This is a genomic window from Maribacter polysaccharolyticus (assembly GCF_028882255.1).
Taxonomy (GTDB): domain Bacteria; phylum Bacteroidota; class Bacteroidia; order Flavobacteriales; family Flavobacteriaceae; genus Maribacter_A; species Maribacter_A polysaccharolyticus.
This window is the reverse complement of the sequence record NZ_JARBUY010000001.1, coordinates 541,766-562,814: the sequence shown is the minus strand read 5'-3', so window position 1 is coordinate 562,814 and position 21,049 is coordinate 541,766. Positions and strand designations below refer to the sequence as shown.

Annotated in this window: 16 protein-coding genes; 6 read left to right on the top strand and 10 right to left on the bottom strand. The window is 42.3% G+C overall.

What is annotated here, in order from left to right; genetic code table 11:
- Positions 1-8 precede the first annotated feature (8 nt).
- The 5 genes from rplI to hisS all read left to right on the top strand — a co-directional run bounded on the left by rplI (position 9) and on the right by hisS (position 8,226).
- Positions 9-458, top strand: coding sequence for a 50S ribosomal protein L9 (rplI, locus tag PHU20_RS02515; protein ID WP_274823766.1), 450 nt, complete (start codon positions 9-11; stop codon positions 456-458).
- 92 nt (positions 459-550) lie between these two features.
- On the top strand, positions 551-3,745 hold the full coding sequence (locus PHU20_RS02510) for a TonB-dependent receptor (RefSeq protein ID WP_274823765.1): 3,195 nt from the start codon (positions 551-553) through the stop codon (positions 3,743-3,745).
- 232 nt (positions 3,746-3,977) lie between these two features.
- Positions 3,978-6,131 (top strand): YccS family putative transporter, encoded by a 2,154-nt coding sequence (gene yccS / locus PHU20_RS02505; protein WP_274823764.1) that lies wholly within the window; start codon positions 3,978-3,980, stop codon positions 6,129-6,131.
- 181 nt (positions 6,132-6,312) lie between these two features.
- Positions 6,313-6,789: a DUF6495 family protein gene (locus PHU20_RS02500; protein WP_274823763.1), complete on the top strand. Its 477-nt coding sequence runs from the start codon at positions 6,313-6,315 to the stop codon at positions 6,787-6,789.
- Positions 6,790-6,849: 60 nt separating this feature from the next.
- Complete coding sequence (gene hisS / locus PHU20_RS02495) at positions 6,850-8,226, top strand: histidine--tRNA ligase (RefSeq protein WP_274823762.1); 1,377 nt, start codon at positions 6,850-6,852, stop codon at positions 8,224-8,226.
- On the opposite strand, the gene PHU20_RS02490 is transcribed toward hisS, so the two are convergent.
- Together PHU20_RS02490 and PHU20_RS02485 are read right to left on the bottom strand one after the other, a co-directional pair.
- A complete protein-coding gene (locus PHU20_RS02490) occupies positions 8,221-8,769 on the bottom strand; it encodes an NUDIX hydrolase (RefSeq protein WP_274823761.1) in 549 nt (182 codons plus the stop codon). The genes hisS and PHU20_RS02490 overlap by 6 nt on opposite strands.
- A 54-nt stretch (positions 8,770-8,823) precedes the next feature.
- The gene (locus PHU20_RS02485) at positions 8,824-9,912 is read right to left on the bottom strand and encodes a M42 family metallopeptidase (protein WP_274823760.1); all 1,089 of its coding nucleotides are present in this window, start codon (positions 9,910-9,912) and stop codon (positions 8,824-8,826) included.
- A 103-nt stretch (positions 9,913-10,015) separates the two neighbouring features.
- On the opposite strand from PHU20_RS02485, the gene PHU20_RS02480 reads away from it, so the two are divergent.
- On the top strand, positions 10,016-10,702 hold the full coding sequence (locus PHU20_RS02480; RefSeq protein ID WP_274823759.1) for a DUF4294 domain-containing protein: 687 nt from the start codon (positions 10,016-10,018) through the stop codon (positions 10,700-10,702).
- Between the two features lie 24 nt (positions 10,703-10,726).
- Here PHU20_RS02480 and PHU20_RS02475 read toward each other — a convergent pair whose 3' ends face one another.
- The 8 genes from PHU20_RS02475 to PHU20_RS02440 all read right to left on the bottom strand — a co-directional run bounded on the left by PHU20_RS02475 (position 10,727) and on the right by PHU20_RS02440 (position 21,038).
- Complete coding sequence (locus PHU20_RS02475; protein WP_274823758.1) at positions 10,727-10,963, bottom strand: DUF6095 family protein; 237 nt, start codon at positions 10,961-10,963, stop codon at positions 10,727-10,729.
- 67 nt (positions 10,964-11,030) lie between these two features.
- The gene (locus PHU20_RS02470; protein ID WP_274823757.1) at positions 11,031-11,837 is read right to left on the bottom strand and encodes a DUF4249 family protein; all 807 of its coding nucleotides are present in this window, start codon (positions 11,835-11,837) and stop codon (positions 11,031-11,033) included.
- Positions 11,838-11,840: 3 nt separating this feature from the next.
- Positions 11,841-14,210: a TonB-dependent receptor gene (locus PHU20_RS02465; protein ID WP_274824452.1), complete on the bottom strand. Its 2,370-nt coding sequence runs from the start codon at positions 14,208-14,210 to the stop codon at positions 11,841-11,843.
- Between the two features lie 117 nt (positions 14,211-14,327).
- A complete protein-coding gene (locus PHU20_RS02460; RefSeq protein ID WP_274823756.1) occupies positions 14,328-16,547 on the bottom strand; it encodes an NADP-dependent isocitrate dehydrogenase in 2,220 nt (739 codons plus the stop codon).
- Between the two features lie 691 nt (positions 16,548-17,238).
- Positions 17,239-17,589, bottom strand: a complete 351-nt coding sequence (rplS, locus tag PHU20_RS02455; protein WP_274823755.1) for a 50S ribosomal protein L19 — start codon at positions 17,587-17,589, stop codon at positions 17,239-17,241.
- 320 nt (positions 17,590-17,909) lie between these two features.
- Positions 17,910-18,593 carry a tRNA (guanosine(37)-N1)-methyltransferase TrmD gene (gene trmD / locus PHU20_RS02450; protein WP_274823754.1) on the bottom strand — a complete coding sequence of 228 codons (684 nt, stop codon included), beginning with the start codon at positions 18,591-18,593 and terminating at the stop codon, positions 17,910-17,912.
- A gap of 222 nt (positions 18,594-18,815) precedes the next feature.
- Positions 18,816-19,442, bottom strand: coding sequence for a tRNA (guanine-N1)-methyltransferase (locus PHU20_RS02445; protein WP_274823753.1), 627 nt, complete (start codon positions 19,440-19,442; stop codon positions 18,816-18,818).
- A 147-nt stretch (positions 19,443-19,589) separates the two neighbouring features.
- Positions 19,590-21,038, bottom strand: coding sequence for a glyceraldehyde-3-phosphate dehydrogenase (locus tag PHU20_RS02440; RefSeq protein ID WP_274823752.1), 1,449 nt, complete (start codon positions 21,036-21,038; stop codon positions 19,590-19,592).
- Positions 21,039-21,049: the final 11 nt, after the last annotated feature.

Here is a 21,049-nt window from a genome sequence, read left to right as displayed (position 1 = left end):
AACGAACCATGGAACTTATATTAAAGGAAGACGTACAAAACTTAGGTTTTAAAGACGATTTGGTAAGTGTTAAGAACGGTTACGGAAGAAATTTCCTAATACCCCAAGGTTTGGCTACATTGGCTACCCCTTCGGCTAAAAAGGTATTGGCGGAAAATTTGAGACAAAGAGCACATAAAGAAAAGAAAGTCGTCGATGCTGCGAACAAAGTGGCAGAGGCTTTAAAATCTTTAGAACTCAAGATAAAAGCAAAAGCGGGAGCAGGTGACAAACTATTTGGATCGGTAACTTCTATCGATTTAGCTGCTGCTTTGGAAAAAGAAGGTCATGAGATTGATAAGAAATTTATCAATATTCAAGGTGGTACTGTTAAAAGAACAGGTCCTGCCAATGCCTTTATCAGACTTCATAGGGACGTTGTAGTCGATTTTCCTTTTGAAGTTGTTGCCGATAAGTAAGACGGTCAACGTTAATAACTTTTAAGAGCTATGCCTGCATAGCTCTTTTTTTTTGTCCTATTTTTGGCGGTAACTAACTCAAACAAAAATAGATGTTCAAAAAACTACAACTCAGTATGGTGTTGTTGTTCGCTACCTTTGCGGCAATGGCACAGGTCACAACCTCGAATATCAGGGGTAAAGTGGTCGATGATCAAAACTTACCATTATTGGGCGCTAATATAGTCGCCGTACATACCCCCACGGGTACTACTTATGGAGCCATTTCCAATGAAGATGGGCGTTACAATCTATTGAACCTAAGGGTTGGAGGTCCTTATACGGTGACGGTATCCTATATCGGTTTTAAGACCCAAGAACAAGATGGGGTGTATTTAACCCTAGGACAGACATTCGATTTGGATGCAGCTATGGTAACCGATAGCCAAGCGTTGGAAGAAGTGATCGTCGTATCGGACCAAAGTGGGACCTTTAGTGATGGTCGTACGGGCGCGGAGACCAGTGTGGGACGGAGGGAATTGACCCGTTTACCTACCATTTCCCGTTCCGCACAGGATTTTACACGTTTGGAACCGACGGCAAGTGGTAATTCATTCGGAGGTCGAAACGATCAATTCAATAACTTTTCTTTGGATGGGGCCATTTTCAATAATCCATTTGGTTTGGATTCCCCAACCCCAGGTGGACAAACGGATTCACAGCCTATTTCATTGGATGCCATTGAGCAAATCCAAGTATCCACGGCTCCCTATGATGTTACCCAATCGGGATTTACCGGGGCATCCGTAAATGCCGTAACGAAGAGCGGTACCAATGAGTTTCATGGTACGGTTTATGGGTTTACCAGAAACGAAGGTTTGACCGGTGGTAAAATAAAAGGAGAGGACGTTACAAAACCCGACTTAAACCAAAGTCAGTATGGTTTTAGTATTGGTGGTCCAATCGTAAAGGATAAATTGTTCTTCTTTGCCAACTTTGAGAAAGAAGAACGTGATGATCTGGGTACCGATGGGTGGATTCCCAACACCGGTTCAGGAGCCATCAATGAATCGAGGGTGTTGCAAAGTGATTTGATTTCCGTACAATCGGCGTTGGCCGCATTGGGTTATGATACCGGGGCGTACGAAGGATTTACATTTGGGTCGGAGTCGACCAAAGGTATTTTTAAGTTGGATTGGAACATCAATGATAAAAACAGATTGGCGGTTATCTATAATTTCCTGAACGCGGCCAAGGAAAAACCGGCACACCCCACCGCAATTGGGATTAGGGGGCCAAGTTTTTCAACGTTGCAGTTTGAAAAATCGGGTTACGAGATCAATAATAAATTAAATTCCTTTCAATTGGAATTGAATTCCACCTTGTCTGACGAAGTAACCAACAAATTACAAGTAGGATATTCCCATTTCGATGATTTTAGGGATCCCCTTTCGACCCCGGCCCCTAGTATCATTATCCAAGATGGTGCCGGTTCCAGCTATATTGTTGCAGGCCATGAGCCATTTTCCATTCATAACAGGTTGGATCAAAAAGTATTCCAGATTACCAATAACATGAATATATTCAAAGGAAACCACACCTATACGATTGGTTTTGCCTTTGAAAAATTCCAGTTCGATAATTCATTCAATCTCGGATATTATGGAGGAACTTTTGGTTTTGACGTAAATGGTACCCCTAATGATTCCAGTGATGATAGAAATTTTGCTTCGGTTGCTGAGTTTCTGTCATTTGCCCAGCCGGGAGGTATGATCGATGGGATGATCCAGGATGCGGAAGCGATCTATGCGAATAACAACCAATATGAAGATGGTACTCCGGGAGCTTGGACCTTGGCGGAAACCAATGTGGGGCAATTGTCTTTTTACCTTCAGGATGAATGGAGTGCCAATGATGACTTTAAACTGACTTATGGAGTCCGTTTTGATAAACCCTTATATTTTGATACCAAGGATAAAATAAGGGAGAATATAGAACGTAAGGGGACGTATCAACCCGATAACGTATATTATAACCCCAATACGGGCGAGAGTACGACCATCGATTCCGAGCAATTGCCAAGTAATGATTGGTTGGTCTCCCCAAGAGTGGGATTCAATTGGGATGTAAATGGTGATAATACCCTGCAATTACGAGGTGGATCAGGGTTGTTCACCGGACGGTTTCCTTTCGTGTGGTTGGGTAACCAAGTACAAGGCGTGGACTTCTTTTACTATCAGGCAGTGGATCCCGATTTTAAATGGCCTCAGGTATGGCGTACCAACATTGGGGCAGATAAAGCCTTTGATAACGGGCTTGTTTTAACAGCCGATATTTCCTATACCAAGGATTTGAATGCCCCACATGTTCAAAACTGGGCTTATAGTGATCCATCAGGTACTTTGAATGCCCCTGGTGACAACAGGCCGGTGTATCTTTCAAGCGATGTCTCTACCAATGCCTTTGGAGGGGCGACTAGTGCCTATGTGTTTACCAATTCCGATAAAGGCCGTATTTGGAACCTGTCCCTCAAAGGACAAAAAACATTTGATAACGGTATTTACACCATGTTGGCCTATAGTTATTTGAATGCCAAGGATGTAAACTCCATCGAGGCGGAAATCACTGGGGATGCCTTCGATTTTAACCCTAATTTAGGGGATGCCAATGCCGATGTGTTGGGTTACTCAAAATATGGGGATACGCATCGTTTTATCGGGGTAGGTTCAAAGCAATTCACGTATGGTACCGATAATAAATGGGCAACTACCATCTCTACCTTCTTTGAGTATGCTCAAGGGGGTAGGTTCAACTACACCTATGCCGGTAACATAAACAGCGATAGCTCTTTCCAGAATAATGACCTTCTGTATATCCCGACCGCTTCGGAAGTTCAGCAAATGCAATTTACGGGCGATGGACAAGCAGCTGCTTTTGAGGCCTATATTCAGCAAGATGATTATTTAAGTGACCATAGGGGGGAGTATATGGAACGTTATGGTGCTTTGGCCCCTTGGAGGGGAAAATGGGATATTAAGGTTCTTCAAGATTATAATTTCAAGGTTGCAGGAGGTAAGACCCATACGATCCAGTTAAGTTTGGATATCTTGAATTTCGGGAATTTATTGAATTCCGATTGGGGGGTCATCCAAGAAGCCAATAACCTTAACCCTCTGAGTGTTTCAGTGGATTCGGATACCAATGTCCCTACCTATACCTTTAATTCTGAATTGACCGATACTTTTGGCTATGATGCCAGTCTTTTGTCGCGGTGGCAAGCTCAGGTAGGATTGCGTTATATTTTTTAAGGCATACCAAAAAGGATTTAAGAGCCCTGACAATTTCGTCAGGGCTTTGTTTTTTGGTAAGGTGTACCAAAAAATTGGACCCGGTTAGGTTATTTTTGGGAGGCTTACTGAATTATGTCCGATATGGAGTGCCTGTGCTTTTATGTAAATGGGTCGATAAGGAGCGAATATACGGACTAAGCCATTGCTATTGTTTACTTTTGTAGTTTTAATTCCAAAGGCACGATTAGCCATGACAATAAAGCAACTTTACCATCGCCTTAAACGAATATCCTGGTATAAATACCATAGGGATCTGTTTTTAAAGAATCCGAACAGGCTATTGGCATTTAAAGGAACTTTGGTCATTGGTACCCTTGTTATTTCCATGGTGGTTTTAGGATTGCCTTTTTATGGGGTAACCTTGGGGCTTGGGGCACTTGCTGGGGTTCTTTCCGAAACGGAGGATCATCCTAAAGGACGTTTGAAGTCGATGGCTTTAAAAACCATTAGTTTTGCCATTTCGAGTTTTTCGGTCGAATTATTACAACCCTACCCGATTTTATTAGGTCTGGGGCTGTCGTTTTCAACCGTTGTTTTTATTTTATTGGGAGGTATTGGTGAACGATATAGAGGGGTGACTTTTGGCGCCCTGCTCATAGGGGTTTATACGATGATCGGCGCACAAATCAGTCCCAATTGGTATATACAGCCTATACTATTGACTTTAGGTGCGTTCATATACGGTGCATTTTCCTACGTTGTATTGCTTTTAAAGCCGTATAGTCTTTTAAATGAACAATTGGCGAGAGGGTTTTATGCCCTTTCGGATTATTTTGATAAAAAGGCCGGACTTTTCCCTAGTGATGCCCAAACGGAAAATGAGATACGAACGGATCTTGCTTTGCTGAATATCCAAATCGTTGAATCGTTGGATACCTGTAAGGAAGTATTGAACAGTTATGGCGAGGCCCAAAAGAATCAAAGGCAGCTACAACCCTATTTACATTATTTCATGGTTTTGCAGGGATTGCATGAACGTGCTACATCCAGTCATGAACGGTACGATTTATTGACCGCCAATCCGGCAAACGGTGAATTGATCGGTGGTATTCGGCAATTATTGCATGAGTTGGCTTTTGCTACCAAAAATTTTGCTGAAAGCCTACTTACGGGTGACCCTTACAAACATCCCATGGCATTGGGCTGGTTGGTTGATACGATCAACGGGTTTTTACAGGCCAATAAACAAAAAGGCTCCCTTCCATTGCGGTTATTGATTGCGAATATTACCCAGTGTCATGAAACCTTAGAGCATATTGATGAAATCCATGATATGGAATCCTTACCTAAATTAGAAAAGGATTCGCGCACCTATTTTGAACGATTAAGATCTCAATTGCATATCAATCATCCTAGATTACGCCATGCCCTGCGATTGAGTGTTTCCTTTTTGATCGGGTTTGCGGTCTACGAGTATTTCAATATCGAAAAAGGGGAATGGATCGTCCTGACCATATTATTCGTATTGCAACCCAGTTTTAGTGAAACCAGGAAACGTTTGTTGGAACGTACAATAGGAACCTTGATGGGGGTGGTAATCGGGGTGTCGATCATTCGGTTGTTCTCTTTTTCGGGGCAGATCCTATTGTTGATCACTTCTGCTTACCTGTTTTTGATTTGGATGAAGCGCCGTTACTCGGTAGGGGTGGTTTTCATTACTATTTTCGTGTTGTGTGCCTTTAATATTATTTCCAATAAAGGGGTGGAGGTAATGGCCCCTCGATTGATAGACACGCTCATAGGGGCATTTATTTCGTTTATTGTTGTCCGGTTTTTATGGCCAGAGTGGCAATACAAGAAATTACCGGGGTTATTGAGTGAGGTAATCAATAAAAACACGGCCTATTTTAAAGTGATTTTAGATGAATATCAAAACCCGACGACCGATGATCTAAAATATAGAATAGCCCGAAGGGAGGCACATCGCGCCGATAATGCCTTGGTAAAGGTGTGGCAAAATATGCAGTTCGATCCCCAAAAACAGCAACAACTCAACAAAACGGCCTTTACCTTGACCTACCTGAACCATGCATTGTTGTCCTATTTATCGGCCCTAGGGGCCCACAGAACGGACAACAAAGATGAAACCTTACAAATTCTAGTTCACGAAAATGATATTTTAAATACATTGGAAGATGCCTTTAACTGGTTGACAGCGCAAAATGACAGTGTTTTGGAACCTATTGAAAAAAAGCTGAATGCTATTAGCACACAACTGCTAAGCACGAATAAGTATACCACACAAATGCAATATGTACTATTGTATAATATTACCCTGGTGACCCTTCAAATACTGGAACAAGCGAGACTTTTCCGGCTTACGTCGCCCATGGGTAAAAGTTGACAATGCGTTGAAGGCCATTGGGCAATATTACCTAGCCGCATTTGGGAAAGCCAATGTTTTTGAGGGGAGTCATCCTTCCCATAAGGCCAGTCCGATCCGGTTTGGGATACATTTTTCAAAGAATACCGAAAATAATCTTAAAAGCCCTGACAGAATCGTCAGGGCTTTTTATTTTTGCAGCATGAAATACACTAGATTGACAAAGCAGCAATTGGAAGAGCTGCATCAAGAATTCATAAATTTTTTGGCGACACAATCCATAACTGCGGAGGAATGGGAACATATAAAGGCGAACAAACCGGAAGTGGCCGAGGAGGAATTGGATGTTTTCAGTGATTTGATCTGGGAAGGGGTCCTAAATAAGGTTACCTATTTAGAGAACGTTTCGGCCTTGCAAATGCATTTGTTCGAATTGACGGATAAGGAAATGAAATTGATTTCCGTGAAGGTGATGAATCCGGATATCGATCTTACTACGAAAGTAGGTTTTGGTTGGTTCAAAAAAAATTGGCAATCCGATTTTGTGGAATACCTTACAGCGTCCAAAGCCTATGGGGAAGATAAGAACCTCGATAAGTTCAACTTGATCCAACAAGGGGCCGTAATCACCAAAGGGGATTTATACCAATGGTTCAACAACATGATCGAGGTGAATTAAAGTCTTACCGAAAAGAGCGGCAATCCACAATAACATATATTTACAATACAAACCGATTACATGGCACAAAAACCAAATATACCAAAAGGGACCAGGGATTTTTCACCTTCCGAAATCGCAAAACGCGATTATATCTTCGGAGTAATAAAAAAACATTTCAAAACTTTTGGTTTTCAGCCTATTGAAACCCCGTCTTTCGAAAATTCGGAAACCCTGATGGGTAAATATGGGGATGAAGGGGATCGTTTGATTTTTAAGATTTTAAACTCAGGGGATTTTTTAAGTAAGGTGGATGAGGACACTTACGGTGCTAAAGACTCGAAGACCTTAACGCAAAAAATATCGGAAAAAGCCTTGCGCTATGATTTGACCGTGCCATTCGCCCGTTATGTGGTCATGCATCAAAATGAAATTGATTTTCCTTTTAAGCGCTATCAAATTCAGCCGGTTTGGCGTGCCGACCGACCTCAAAAGGGGCGTTTCAGGGAGTTTTACCAGTGCGATGCCGATGTAGTGGGTTCGGATTCCCTGTTGCAGGAAGTTGAATTGATACAGTTGTACGATGCTGTTTTTTCCGATTTGAAAATGGAAGGGGTGACCATAAAGCTGAACAATCGCAAGATACTTGCCGGTATAGCCGAAGTTATCGGTGCGGGTCATTTATTGGTCGATTTTACCGTGGCCTTGGATAAATTGGATAAGATAGGGGTAGAAGGGGTACAAAAAGAAATGTTGGCCAAAGGTATTTCTGAAACGGCAATAGCTAAAGCCGCTCCACTTTTCGAACTTTCCGGGGATAATACCGAACAATTGAATTCGCTCAAGGAATTACTGGCCGATTCGGAAGAGGGTAGCAAGGGGGTTGAAGAGCTTGAATTTATTATCGATGCCATTGCGAATTTGGAATTGAAATCCGCAGCCCTTAAAATCGATGTAACGCTGGCTAGAGGGCTTAACTACTATACAGGGGCCATCTTTGAGGTTGGGGCGCCAAAGGGTGTAAAAATGGGCTCTATAGGAGGCGGAGGACGTTATGACGACCTTACGGGTATCTTTGGGCTTAAAAATGTGAGTGGCGTGGGTATTTCATTCGGATTGGACCGTATTTATTTGGTCCTTGAGGAACTGGGCCTATTTCCTGAGACCTTGGATAGATCTTTAGATGTTCTTTGTATCAATTTTGGGGATAAGGAAGCTATGACAGCCTTAACTTTAGTGACCCAATTGCGAAATCGTGGGGTGTCTTCCGATGTATACCCAAGTAAGGCCAAAATGCAGAAACAGATGAAATATGCCAATAACCGAAAGGTGCCCTACGTGATATTGATCGGTGAAAATGAAATGGACACCAAGACTTTTGTGGTGAAGGAAATGGCAAGTGGGGAGCAACGAACGTTTGCATTGTCCGATATAGACGGTTTTGTAAAAACGCTATAAGCTTTTTTTAATGGCTTTAATGACTGTTTTATAATAGTCCGTGCCATGCGGAACATATTTACCCGGATTGGCCAATCCCCAGGTTTCCTCAGAAAATCTTATAAGGGAAGTGAGTTCCAATGCCTCGACTTCGGAGTCTTGTTTTTGCAACTGGGATAAAGGCACTTTCAATTCGCACAGATAGGCGTGGTGGAACTCGCAATCGATCAATTCATCATGGTGCTTTTGAACCGATTTGAATACCCCGATGTGATGAAGGTCGTCTTTAGTAATGGTCAAACCTATTTCCTCAGCAACCTCACGTATAGCGGAAGTTTCAAGATTTTCCCCTGCACCCACATGTCCGGCCACAGATACATCCCAAAGTAGGGGATGGGTATCCTTGTCCTTACCTCTTTGTTGCAGTAATACCTGTGCGTTTTGGGTATAAAACCAAACATGGACTGTCGGGTGGAACAGTCCATGTTTATGTGCTTCGGATTTCATGGCCGTCTTTCCGGTGAAATTTCCTTTTTCGTCCAAGATGTCGACCAATTCATCCATAATTGATTATTGTTTGCTATTATACATGTGTAAAAATCCGTTGTGAAGGGATCATCAATCAAAATAACTGAACGTCTCCCCGTCCTTTATGTTCAGTACGGTTTCGTAAATCAAACGTATAACATTCTCTACGTCATCTTTGTGCACGGTTTCAACCGTAGTGTGCATATACCGTAAGGGCAATGAAATCAAGGCAGAGGCAACACCGCCGTTGCTATAGGCAAAGGCATCCGTATCCGTACCCGTGGATCTGGAAGCCGCCATACGTTGGAAGGGTATTTTATGGGCCTCCGCGGTTTCAATGATTCGTTCCCTTAATTTATTCTGTACGGCAGGGGCGTAGGATATCACCGGTCCCGCACCTATCTCGGTATGGCCTTCGGTCTTTTTCTCGATCATGGGTGTGGTCGTATCGTGACATACATCCGTAATGATGGCTACGTTCGGTTTAATGGTTTGGGTGATCATTTCGGCACCCCGCAACCCTATTTCCTCCTGTACGGAATTGGTAATGTACAGGCCGAACGGCAATTCCTTTTTGTTTTCATGTAGCAAACGGGCCACTTCGGCAACCATAAATCCACCGACCCTATTGTCAATGGCCCGGCATACGAACTTGTTTTTGTTGAGCACTTGGAATTCATCGGGATAGGTAATGACACATCCCACATGGACCCCCATTTTCTCGACTTCTTTCTTGTCCTTTGCCCCTATATCGATAAAGATATTGTCCAATTTAGGGGGTTCTTCCTTTGCTTTGTCCCTGGTGTGGATCGCAGGCCAGCCAAAAACGCCTTTTACGATGCCTTTTTTTGTGTGGATATTGACCCATTTGGAAGGGGCGATTTGGTGATCACTACCACCGTTACGTATCACATATAAAAGTCCATTATCGGTAATATAGTTGACATACCATGAAATTTCGTCAGAATGCCCTTCTATGACTACTTTGAATTCGGCATCCGGATTAATTACCCCAACGGCAGATCCATAGGTGTCGGTTATAAAGGTGTCTACGTAAGGTTTTAGATATTGCATCCAAATTTTTTGACCTTCCCATTCGTAGCCTGTCGGAGCTGCGTTATTCAGGTAGTTTTCTAAAAAATCCATCGATTTTTTATTGAGAATCTTCTTTGTGGCCATATTAATAGTTTTGTATACAAACTTAACAATATTCACTCTGAATTAGTAATAACCATGGTTAATAATCGTTAATTTTGGCAAGGCTTTTGCTTTTATCGTTATTATGGTAAATAGAGTGTTGTTTTTGGTTTTTGGTCTTTTTACCCTGCTTGTTTCCGGACAGGTGGAAGAGCAACCTTTGGATTCGGTTACCGGAAAAATGATCATGATCGAAGGGGATTCCATCGTCTACGGTTCCATTCCCCTTGAAGAGGTCTATGTGTTCAGTAAATTGAAATTCAAATCGTATAAGGATAAACTAAGGTATTATATTCTAAGGCGAAAGACCCTTAAGGTATTTCCGTATGCCCAATTGGCTTCGGAACGCTTGCAGGAACTGAATGACAGGCTTGCGAAAATAGAAAAAACGAGAAAACGCAAGAAATATACGAAGAAAGTGCAAAAGTATATTGAAGGTGAGTTTTCCGATGAACTTAAGAAATTGACCCGTACCGAAGGACAGATCCTGGTTAAACTGATCCATAGGCAGACCGGGGAGACCGCCTTTGGACTTGTCAAGGAATTGAGAAGTGGTTGGCGTGCCTTTTGGTATAATACCACGGCGAATATGTTCAAAATAAGTTTAAAGGAAGTGTATGATCCCGAACTGGTCGAAGAGGATTACCTGATCGAGGATATTTTGCAACGGGCATTTGCGGCGGGTAAATTGAAACGGCAGAAGTCGGCCTTGGATTTCGATTTTATGGCCCTTGAGAACAAGTGGGGACAGGCGAATTCCAAAAATAAATAACCTTTCGATTCAAAATACCGAAAATCAAGTGTCTTTTTTGGGTCTGTTGAACAAGGCTTCCATAACAAGATGAATACTGTAAAAACCCATGGCTATTGCTGCTATGGCCAGTAAAATTCCAAATATCAAAACCGGAATATAGAGGAAGTGTCCCTGGTTTTTAAAAGCCTGCCATAAGACAATGGGGGCGGTGAACATTAAAATGACAGTATAAATAAAGTGTTTGACACCTTTGACTAATAGGTCTTTATCGGTTTTCATGAGGATTGATTCTTGAACGGTAAAAGTACCGATTCTCCCGTATAATTTTGGATATGGAAGGTAATGTTTATTCGATGATCACGGTTTCCCGATATTCTTGACATAAGGCAAAATACCCGAAAGCCAAATTATCCGGATTTGATAGATTGATTATATTGCCCCTAACCGTAGCTGCCGGGGTTTGAAAAGGTCCTTGGTCCCCGCCACTTTGAACGATCAATTGGTTCATGTAATTATAAAATTCCACATCCACACCAAGAATACTGATGTTCAATTCCCTTCCGGCTTCCAGCCCTTCTTCATAGAAATAGGAAAATTGAAACGATTGTCCTTGGTAGAAGCTGTCTTCGGAAACGAGGTATTCATAAAAATCAAAATCGAAAAGATAATAATCATCACGATCGGCCACATCGGTATAGGTAACGATTATTTCGGTTTCATCCTCCGAGAACAATGAACCGTCTCCCTGTTCCACATTGTCGAAGGGAACGGTCGGTACAAAGGAGGTATTCGCTTCGTACAGCTCGCCATTATACAGGATATTCAATTGTAGTTCTCCTTGGGTCAAATCCGTTGTTTGCCAGTTAGTGACGTAAATCCCCGAATTTACCGATTGTTCCTCTAAGTCTGTTGCGGTATTGGTGGTGGTGTTCATAAGTTGAATACGATCCAATACCACCGGTCCTATTTCCTCGAAAAACGAAGTGGTCTCGGTAGCCTTGACTTCGATCCGGGTTACCATAAGGTCGGTGTCAATGCGTATCAATGCGTCTATGGACAAGCGGGGGGCGTCTTCGGGCACATCAACCTCTATAACATCCTCACAACCAAGGGAGAATAATAAAAGGGGTAATATGAGCAGGTATTTTTTCATGGCCTAAAATTTAAAATTATAGGTTACGGCGGGGACGATTCCGAATATCGAAGTGCGTACCGCCTCATTTACATAGGTATCTTGATTTCTAGTGAACGATATTGAAGCGGCATTACGTCTGTTATATACATTGTAAAGACTAAACACCCATTCGCCCTGTATTTTTCTATTCTTGTTTTTTGCTGGGGTAAGACTTGCCGAGAGGTCGAGACGATGATAACTAGGGAGCCGTTCTTGATTCCTTTGTCCGTAATAAGGTACGGTCAACCCTTGAAATTCATACTGTCCAATAGGGTAATTGGTGGGTTGGCCGGTTTGGAAAACAAAATTGGCATTAAAGCTCCAAGTATCATTAAGGTCGTAGTTGCCGAATATTGAAAAATCATGTGTTTTATCATAAGGGGTGTTGTACCACTTCCCGTTATTGATTCCTGATTCCGATGTGTTTCTTCCTGGGGTCCTTTGCTCCGATTTGGAAAGGGTATAAGCGAACCAACCCTGAAAATCCCCCGAATTCTTGCGAAAAAGGAATTCCAAACCGTATGCCCTTGCCTCCCCGTTGAGGATTACCTGTTCTATGGCATCGTTGGCAATAAGGTTGGCACCGTCAATATAATCGATACGATTTTGAATGTCCTTATAAAAAAATTCGGTCTCCATGGAATAATCACCGTCTTTTATATTTTGGAAATAGCCCGCAGCGTATTGGTCCAACAACTGCGGTTCTATAAATGGACCACTGGGTGCCCATACATCCAAGGGGGTAGGCGAACTGGTATTGGATATGAGATGCAGATATTGCGCCAATCTGGTATAACTGGCCTTAATGGAGCTATTTTGGTTTATTAGATACGATAAACCGATTCTGGGTTCGAAGTTGGTGAACTTGGCCAGGCTTTCACTTCGTTCAGGGTATATAACGGCTGTGGGTTCCGCTTCTTGGTATATCTGAAGGGTAGTATTGTAAACGACCGGATTGTCGTTTTCATATACGTTCAACTCATCTTGCCCCAAGCGATTGAAGTAACTGAACCGTAAACCATAACCGAGACTGAGCTTTGGGGTTATTTGATGTTCGATATCCACATAGGCCGCAAATTCGTTGGCGTATTTTTGGATCAGTTGGTCCTCGACGATACCGGAATTGGAATTACTCGGTGCTATCTTACCGGGGTTAAAGCGGTAATAGATATTGTTAAGTCCGTAATTGATTCGGAGATGATCGTTCATGTAATGTTTCAAGTCGTATTTCACATTGAAATTTTGAATCCCGGAATTCCAATTAAAGCCCACAAAATCCAATTTAAGGCCATAATAGTAATCGGAATAGATCAACGAAAGATTTGAAAACAATTTATTCGAGAATAAATGGTTCCAGCGAAAATTACCGACTGCGTTGCCATAAGTATTTATAAAGCTATCGCTGATACTGAAAACGTCCCTTCCGAAATAACCGGATAAAAAAATGTTGTTGTTTTCGTTTAGTTTGAAGTTTATTTTGGTATTCAGGTCATAAAAATAGGCTGTATTGTCTATATCGAAGAGGGGTAGGAAAAGATGGGCATAAGAAGATCTTCCCCCGATAAGGTAGGCCGATTTGTCCTTTTTTAAAGGGCCCTCGAGAAGAAGTCGGCTTGCAATAAGGCCGATGCCCCCATTTGCTTTGAAAGTTTTACTGTTGCCCTCTTTCTGAAAGATGTCGAGGACCGAGGATAGGCGACCTCCATAGCGGGCGGGAATGCCCCCCTTGTATAATTTGATATCCTTTATGGCATCGGGATTGAATACCGAGAAGAGCCCAAAGAGATGGGAAGAGTTGAAAATTGTCGCCTCATCGAGGAGGATGAGATTTTGGTCAGCGGCCCCACCTCTTACATTAAAACCGGAAGAACCTTCACCAGCATTGGTGACCCCAGGGAGTAGTAAGATGGATTTGATGACGTCGGCCTCCCCTAAGATTACGGGTATTTTCTTGATCGTAGCTACAGACATGGTATTCACGCTCATCTGTGGTTTTCGAATATCCATTTTGTCACCGGTATCGGTTACCACGACTTCCTCCAATTGTTCGGCCTCTTCCTCCATTAAAAAGTTCAACTTGCTGTTTTCGGTTAATTCGATATTTTGGATTTGGTCTTGAAAACCCAGATAACCCACATGTATTTCATAGGTCCCAGCAGGTAGGGTAATCGAATAGAAGCCATATTCGTTCGTGGTTACCCCGGTATTCAATTCGGGAATGGCGATAGTGACACCGATCATCGTTTCGTTACTTGCCGCTTCGGATACGGTTCCACTAAGTGTATACTTCTGTTGGGAAAAAAGAAAACAGGAATAAAGGAAGAATAAGGAGTTGAAACAAAACAGCTTCATGTTCATCGATGCGGATTTTAGTAAAAATAAAAAGAATATAGACGCATTGACAGTTGTTGGAACAAAAAAACCCTTGGTAGGTACCAAGGGTTTTCTATGCTATGATGAGGTACTCGATCAAATACGATCCAGGATGGTATTCAATGTATTACTGGGTCTCATGGCGTTTGCAACGAGCACTGGATCGGGCAAATAATAGCCTCCGATGTTCTGGGGACTGCCTTGACAATTTAGTAATTCTTTGACTATCTGGGGTTCTTGATCCTTCATTTCCTCGTAAACCTTGGAAAAAGTGCTTTTTAAAGCAGCATCCTTGTCTTGGGTAGCCAATGCTTCGGCCCAATACATGGCCAAATAGAAATGACTCCCCCGAGTATCCAATTCCATTACCTTTCGTGAGGGGGATTTGTCGTTCAAAAGGAATTTTTCGGTTGCTTTGTCCAAGGTATCCCCTAAAATCCTTGCGCCGGCATTGGTGTTCTTTTCGCCATAAAAATCCAATGAAACCCCTAATGCCAAGAATTCACCCAAGGAATCCCAACGTAAATGTCCTTCTTCCAAGAATTGCTCAACATGCTTAGGTGCAGAACCTCCGGCCCCAGTTTCAAATAGTCCACCTCCATTCATTAAAGGAACGATGGAAAGCATTTTTGCGCTTGTTCCAACTTCCAGGATTGGAAAAAGATCCGTTAAGAAATCGCGCAATACGTTTCCGGTTACCGAAATGGTATCTTTTCCTTCCTTGATACGCTCAAGGGTATATTTTGTGGCTTCAATCGGGGAAAGGATCTTGATATCCAAACCGGTGGTATCATGGTTCGGTAAATAGGTCTCCACCTTTTTCATCAATTCCCGATCATGGGCCCTTTCATTATCCAGCCAGAAAATAGCAGGTATTTCAGAGGCACGTGCCCTGGAAACCGCTAATTTGATCCAATCTTGGATCGGGGCGTCCTTAACTTGGCACATTCTCCAAATATCACCTTTTTCAACGGAGTGCGCTATCAAGGTTTCCCCTGTATGCAGGTCTATGATACTTACTATTCCGTCATTTTCGATTTCAAAGGTTTTATCGTGGGAACCATATTCCTCCGCTTTTTGGGCCATAAGTCCCACGTTGGGAACGGTACCCATCGTAGTGGGGTCAAAGGCTCCGTTTTCCTTGCAAAAATCAATGGTGGCTGAATAAATACCCGCATAGCTACTATCGGGGATTACAGCTTTTGTGTCTTGTGCATTGCCTTGGGCATTCCACATTTGACCGGAATTTCGGATCATTGCAGGCATTGAGGCATCAATGATGACGTCACTGGGGACATGAAGGTTGGTAATACCTTTGTCGGAATTGACCATGGCCAAATCGGGACCTTGGTTTATGGTATTTTTAATATCCTTTTCAATCTCGGCTTTTTTATCGGCAGGAAGTTTATCCAGTTTGTCCAATAGGCTTTCCAATCCATTATTTGCATTTACCCCAATTTCGGCGAACGTAGCGGCATGTTTCGAAAACACATCCTTGAAAAAGACCTTTAAGGCATGGCCGAAAATGATGGGGTCAGAGACTTTCATCATTGTGGCCTTCAAGTGTATGGAGAATAAAACGCCTTTCTTCTTGGCATCCTCGACCTGTTCGGTCAAAAAGGCAACCAAGGCCTTTTTGTCCATTACCGTGGCATCGATGATTTCACCCTCCAAAAGCGGCATATCTTCTTTGAGTAGGGTAGTGGTACCGTCTTTAGCCTTAAGTTCAACCTTTATGTGGGTGGCAGTAGGTAGGGTTACCGATTTTTCGTTGGATTTAAAGTCACCCTGATCCATGGTTGCCACATGGGTGGCGGAATCCTTGGTCCACGGACCCATTGAATGTGGGTTTTGTTTTGCGTAATTCTTAACCGCTTTGGGGGCCCTACGATCGGAATTTCCTTCACGGAGGACCGGGTTTACGGCGCTACCTTTGATTTTGTCATAGCGCTGTTTTATGTCTTTTTCCGCAGCATCCTTTGGGGAGTGTGGATAATCGGGTAAGGCATAGCCTTTACTTTGAAGTTCTTCGATGGCCTCGTTCAACTGAGGGATGGAAGCACTAATATTCGGTAATTTTATGATGTTCGCTTCTGGATTTTTCGCCAGTTCCCCCAGAGATTCCAAGTCGTCGTTCTGTTGTTGTGCCTCGGATAAAAATTCGGGAAATGAAGCAAGTATTCTTGCGGCCAGGGAAATATCCTTTGTTTCAACAATTATGCCAGAGGTCTTGGTAAAGGCTTGTACTATGGGTAAGAAAGATTGTGTAGCTAAGGCAGGTGCCTCATCGGTTTTGGTATAAAAAATTTTTGGCATTTAAAGAAAGATTTAATTTTAGTGCAGTAAATATACAATTTTATGGTCGCCACAAGTTTTTGGAGCGGAGAATATTTGTAAAGAATAATCTTCTTTTTGTGAGGGAAACGGGTTTTACCGCCATAGGGTATATGAAAGACAAAAGCCATATCACTGTACACGTACAATTGATATGGCTTTTTTGAAATAATTTGCGAGATATATATTCTGAATTCACATCAGAACCGCAACCATTGATTGCCATCCCCCAAACCATTTCAACGTTTGTAATACGTGATCGTCACTAATTTTACAATTAACAACTAACCCCTAAGTATTACTTCCCATTGTTCAGATATCCTCATTTCAAACACAAAACCTTGGTTTTATATTCCTATAAGAACACGAACATATCACTTCATGACCTAAGCCACTTGTTAATGTCCGTCCGACTAAGTATGAATTTATAGAACGGATTCTATTCTTATTAGCCTTAGTAGGTTGAACAATGATATAAAGAACGTAAACTTTATAATGGTCCAATACGTTACCTTTTTAGGGTTTTTCTTAAACCATGAAATAAATGTAAGGAGAAATTTCGGGTATTCAAAGGATTAAAAATCAACACCTTATTAACTAGGGTTGTTAACAATTGTTCATAAAAAAAGCACCCCATGGATTGGGGTGCTTTTTATTTTGGTGTAATACCGTCTTAAGAACGAATCTCCTTGATTCTTGCTTTCTTACCGGTAAGACCTCTAAAGTAGTATATTCTAGCTCTACGAACTTTACCTTTTTTGTTTACCTCAATTTTTTGCAACGCTGGCAAATTGATTGGGAATATACGCTCAACACCGATAGTACCGGACATTTTACGTATGGTAAAGGTTTCTGTTGCACCAGTACCTCTTCTTTGGATTACGACCCCCTTAAAGAACTGGGTACGTGTTTTTTCACCTTCCTTGATCTCATAATACACGGTGATGGTATCCCCGGCAGAGAATTCAGGAAATTCTTTTTTAGAAATGAACTCGTTTTGTACGAAGTTGATTAATGATTCCATTGTTATAATTTACAATTACATTACACTAACATGCACGATTTTCGTCAGAGGTTAGTTTAACAGGGTGCAAAAATACGCTATTAATTAAAACCTACAAGAAATTATTTCTGTTTTTCATATAAACCCCATCATTTTCACTGTATTGAAATCCAAGGTTGATTTTTTTCAAAATCCTTTTTTAAAAGCATGGGTTTCTAAAAGACATCTTGGGGCTATCTGAAAACCGTCTATTAATGCCTATCCCATACCATTAGCCATTATGGATATCAATTCCGAAACTTATGTAGGGCATAAGGAATCGTAAATTTGTGGATATACGGTTATTCGTGGTCCTTTAAAAGGTCGGGGCGCAGTGCTTTGGTCCTTTTGTAGGCTTCGGTCTCTCGCCATTCTTCTATTTTGGGGAAATTCCCGCTCAAAAGAACATCAGGTACTTTCAGGCCCTTATATTCCGAAGGCCTGGTATATACAGGGGGGGCAAGTAAATTATCTTGAAAGGTATCGGTCAAGGCAGAGGTTTCATTGCTGAGTACGCCCGGGATTAAACGAATAACGGCATCACATACAATGGCCGCTGCCAATTCGCCACCCGAAAGGACATAATCCCCCACTGATATTTCCTTGGTGATAAACGCATCCCGAACCCTTTGGTCAACACCTTTGTAATGGCCGCATAGAATGATGATGTTTTCTACCAACGATAGTGAATTGGCCATTTTCTGATTTAAGGTTTCCCCATCGGGCGTCATATAAATGATCTCGTCATACGCCCGTTCGGCTTTTAGGGTGGAGATACATTTGTCTATAGGTTCTATCATCAATACCATTCCTGCCCCACCGCCAAATTGATAATCATCGACTTGGTTGTAACTTTTATCGGTATAGTCCCTTAAATTATGGAAATGTACTTCTACCAATCCCTTCTCTATTGCTCGTTTTAAGATGGAAGCCTCAAACGGACTTTTCAATAGTTCGGGTAATACGGTTATGATGTCTATGCGCATGGCAGCTGATGGTTCTATTTTTTTACGGTCCAAAAGTAATGAAAACAATCAATCCCATGCCGTTCGATTTTCCGTATATTTTTGTTAGGGTCCATCAATGCCCTTTCCATGGTAAAGTTCTTGGGCTTTATGGGTCAAATGGGATTTTACGGGCAGGTTTGGAAGGACCGGTTGGATTTCATCCCGATTAGGGGCAAAAAAAAGCTCCGTGAGGAGCTTTTGTTATTTTGATTTCTTGTGTTTGTTTATCTCATCTTGCAGCTGCCTGCTAATTTTTTGTTCCCTTTCCAAGGCCCTTCGTCTGTGGTCCTCATATTCGGTCTCCAGTTCCGAAAGTGCTGTTTTGGCCTCTTGCGTAAGGGTGTTGCTCCTTCTGAATTTGTATACAAAAAGTAGGAAAAACAACAACAAGCCTCCAATAATGGTCCAAAGTATGGCATTATAAGTGCCTTTGGAAACGAGGATGCCCAAAAAGGACATGCTGTCTTTCTCCTCGGTTACCGCAGCCAGGTTATTGGTCGTTTCCTCCAGTTTTTTGTTCAAGGCGGAAATCGTCGCTTCATGACCGGAAATCGTGGCATTTAACTCCGCTGCCTTTTTACTAGAGGCAATTAGCGAATCAAGCACATTCTCGCGCAATTTATCAAGGGATACAGTGCGTACCACCTCATAGCGCTTGCCATCGGCCCTGTAATTACCCGATTTCTGGTAGATGTATTCGAATTGGGTGTCAATGGTACCTTTGTCCAATGACAATTCCTCGGTCGTAGTCGTTTGTCCTTGGGCATCTTGTAGGTTCAATGCGAACAAAGTAAATACGATAAATAGTGTTTTTAGTAAACCTTTCATTTTTAAATGGTTCTAGTTATAGTAAATGATTTAGAGGGGACTAAAGTACTTCAATATTATCAATTAAGAAAAAAAATCGATCACATCCTACCCGTACCCAATGAACGGTTAAGTTCAATATTGATTGTGTCTTACCGGCCCATGGGTTTAATAATAAGTAAACCTCCGCACTTTGGCAATGTACTTGGCCAGTCTAATTACCTGATGCGAATATCCATATTCATTGTCATACCATATATAGAGGATGATATTTTTACCATTATCGGACACAATGGTCGCCTTGCTGTCATAAATCGCAGGGGCCGATGTGCCGATAATATCGGTAGAAACCATTTCCTTGCTTAGGGAATATTTGATCTGTTCTACAAGGTCTCCTTCCAGGGCATATTTCTTTAAAATGGTATTTAAGGCGTCCAAAGAGGTGCTGTTCTTGATATCCAAATTCAAGATGGCCAATGAACCATTGGGCACGGGGACACGAATGGCGTTGGAGGTCAATTTCCCTTCCAAGGAGGGTAGCGCTTTGGCCACGGCTTTGCCTGCCCCTGTTTCCGTGATGACCATATTCAAAGCTGCAGCCCTGCCTCTCCGGTATTTCTTGTGCATGTTGTCTACAAGATTTTGGTCGTTCGTATAAGCATGAATGGTCTCCAAATGCCCTTTTTTGATGCCGAGCGAATCTTCGACCACCTTAAGGATGGGTGTGATGGCATTGGTGGTACATGATGCGGCTGAAAAGATATCGGTACTGTCGGGGTCGTATTCCAGATGGTTTACCCCATGCACAATGTTGGGCAACCCGATTCCGGGAGCCGTAAGTAATACTTTTGAAATGCCCTTCGATTTTAAATGACGTGACAATTGCTCTTGGTTTCGATATGCCCCGGAGTTGTCGATCAAAAGTGCATTGTTTATACCCAATCCACTATAATCTATATCCTCGGGAGTATTGGCGCTGATCACATGCACCGTGGTACCGTTTATGATCAGGGCACTGTTTGCCACATCGGTATCCACTGTTCCCAAAAACCGACCGTGAACGGAATCGGTTCGCAGTAAATTCGCCCTCTTTTCCAGTATTTCTTCGGTAATACTGCCGCGGGTTACAATGGCCCTTAATCGGAGTTGGTTGCCCTTACCGGTTTTCGCCATCAATTCACGGGCCAATAACCGCCCTATACGTCCAAAACCATAAAGGACGACATCTTTGGGTTCTATCTCTTTGGCACTTTGGGCGCTTTTCAATTTGTCGAAGACAAAGGTTTTGATATCGTTATGGGTATTTTCTTCGGAATGGTATTCATAGGTTAATTTTCCAATATCCAATTTTGCCGGAGGGAGTTTTATTTCCTTGATGGCCCTAAGAATTTCGATCGAATCGAAAATGGAAATCGGTTTTTGGACAAATTCCCCGGCATACTCGTGCAAATGGATGATGTCGCTTACGCTCCGGTCTATAATCTGATTTTTGAACAACACCACTTCAATGGCTTTGTCGTACCATAAGTCACTGGTGATCTTTATGAATTCGGTGGTGGCTTTTCTACGATCGGCCTGGAAGGCCAATTCTTGTTCGTATGATTTTGTCTGTGACATAAATTGATAAG